Raw genomic sequence first — 2,167 nt, forward strand, 5'->3', positions numbered from 1 at the left:
CCCCCCGTCTTGCCCCCCGCCTTGCCCTAAAAAATCGGACGCGACCCATGCTTGAGGCGACCCCGCTCACCTGCGCGATCCTCGACGACTACCAGGGCGTCGCCACCACCCTCGCGGACTGGTCCCCGCTCCGGGACCGCGTCGCGCTGCGCCCGTTCCGCGAGGGCTTCACGACCCAGGACGCGCTGGTCGCGGCCATCGCCGACTGCGAAATCGTGGTGATCATGCGCGAGCGCACGCCCTTCCCGGCCGCCCTGTTCGCGCGCCTGCCGAAGCTCGAGCTCCTCGTCACCTCCGGCATGCGCAACGCCGCGATCGACCTCGCCGCGGCCAAGGCCCAAGGGGTCGTCGTCTGCGGCACGGCGAGCGGCTCCGCGCCGCCGGTGGAGCTGACCTGGGCGCTGATCCTCGCGCTTGCCCGCCGCGTCGTGCCGGAGGCGAACGCCCTGCGGGCCGGCTTCTGGCAGACGAGCGTCGGCGCCGACCTCGCCGGCCGCCGCCTCGGAGTGCTGGGCTTGGGCAAGATCGGGACCCGCGTCGCCCGGATCGGCCAGGCCTTCGGCATGCTGGTCTCGGCCTGGAGCCCGAATCTCACGGAGGCGCGGGCGGCCGACGCCGGCGTGGCGCTCTCAGTCTCCAAGGCGGCGCTGATGGCCGAGAGCGACGTGGTCTCGCTCCACCTCGTGCTCGGCGACCGCACCCGCGGACTCGTCGACGCCGCGGCTTTGGCGCTGATGCGACCGCACGCCCTGCTGATCAACACTGCGCGGGCGGGCCTCGTCGATGGCCCGGCGCTGCAGGCCGCCCTCGCGGACGGCCGGATCGGCGGCGCCGGCCTCGACGTGTTCGAGATCGAGCCCCTGCCGGCGGACTCGCCCTGGCGCAGCCTGCCGAACCTGCTCGCCCTGCCCCATCTCGGCTACGTCAGCGAGGCCAACTACCGCACCTACTTCACCGAGGCGGTAGCCGACATCCAAGGGTTTCTCGACGGTGCGCCGGTGCGGGTGATCGGCTAGGCCTCCGCGTCCCGCCCGGGATCGATGAAGCGAACCACCCTCCAGCCAGGGCCCGTCAGTCCGAGGCTGCGAAGCAGCGCCCGCACCCGAGGGCCGCGCCGAAGGCGTGCAATCCAGAACCGCCGACCATGCTCGCTGAAGTGCGACCTGCGATTCTGGGCTCGCCTGCGGCGCCCCGGGAAAACCGATCCCGACCGCCGCCACCGCTTCCGTGCTGAGCCCTATAACCAGCCGATCACGGCGCTTCTGACAAAGTGGTCCGACCTGTTCGGGGAGGCGTCCAAGCTCCGCGACCGGATCGCCGAGATCAAGAACGACGTGTCGGCCCTGGACCTGGTTCTGGATATGAGGGCGATCTAGATGCCGCCACGTCCCGCCAGAAGCGCGAGGTGCTGTTTGGGCGCGGCGGATTCACCCGGGCATCCTAAACACGCTCAGACAGGCTACAGCGCTAATGATGAGCCGAGAAGTCGCGCATTCAGTCCTACCGCTCACGTGTCATGACGCACGCGACAGGAGGCTTATGACAGGGCATACCTAGTAAGTATGGAAGATGTTGCGAGCTTTGAAGGCGGATCGGGTGGTGCGAGGCGTTGCAGGCGGGCAGAAAAATTGGTTTGGACTAAAGTAAGTCTCACACAAGAATATTAAGCCTCGACAAAAGCCTCTTTCGTGTTCTCGCTCCCATCAAGGGAAGCCGAATCACTAGCTTCTTCGCTCACATCAGCAAATTTTGTGGCGACACGCTCACGCCATCTGGCATCCAAGACAGCCATATATTCGCTATGTGCATCAAGCGTCGCTTGGATTGACTTCTCAATGGCGGTCAATGCACGTTCTCGTCTCAGAGCTTGGCTATGCATGGTCTACCCTCGACCACGGCTTGATAGCAAGTGAAGAACGAAGCGTGAAGCTGATGGTTGCGCAGATCCCCGAAATTCCGTTCCCCGAGCTTTTTTTCGGCTTCGTGGCTCCAATCGGAGCAGATGTTAAGCGGTGCGTTGCGGACTTCAAAAAATGTTTTAGTGTCTGTCCGGCGACATATTGAGTGATGTGAGGGGTTTGTGATTCAAGGCTGCCTGTGTGGAGGCTGCCGATGTGGACGACTGAGAACCGGACCCGCTACGATCGAAGCGAGCTTCGTTATCCGA

General features: G+C 65.0%; 2 protein-coding genes. One reads left to right on the plus strand and one right to left on the minus strand.

Features of this window, described 5'->3' with window-relative positions; genetic code table 11:
• Positions 1–47 precede the first annotated feature (47 nt).
• The gene (locus FV222_RS23955) at positions 48–1,016 is read left to right on the plus strand and encodes a D-2-hydroxyacid dehydrogenase family protein (RefSeq protein ID WP_147815817.1); all 969 of its coding nucleotides are present in this window, start codon (positions 48–50) and stop codon (positions 1,014–1,016) included.
• A 647-nt stretch (positions 1,017–1,663) separates the two neighbouring features.
• On the opposite strand, the gene FV222_RS23960 is transcribed toward FV222_RS23955, so the two are convergent.
• Positions 1,664–1,879, minus strand: coding sequence for a hypothetical protein (locus FV222_RS23960; protein WP_187277452.1), 216 nt, complete (start codon positions 1,877–1,879; stop codon positions 1,664–1,666).
• Between the last annotated feature and the right edge of the window lie 288 nt (positions 1,880–2,167).

The organism is Methylobacterium sp. WL103 (assembly GCF_008039885.1).
Classification (GTDB): domain Bacteria; phylum Pseudomonadota; class Alphaproteobacteria; order Rhizobiales; family Beijerinckiaceae; genus Methylobacterium; species Methylobacterium cerastii.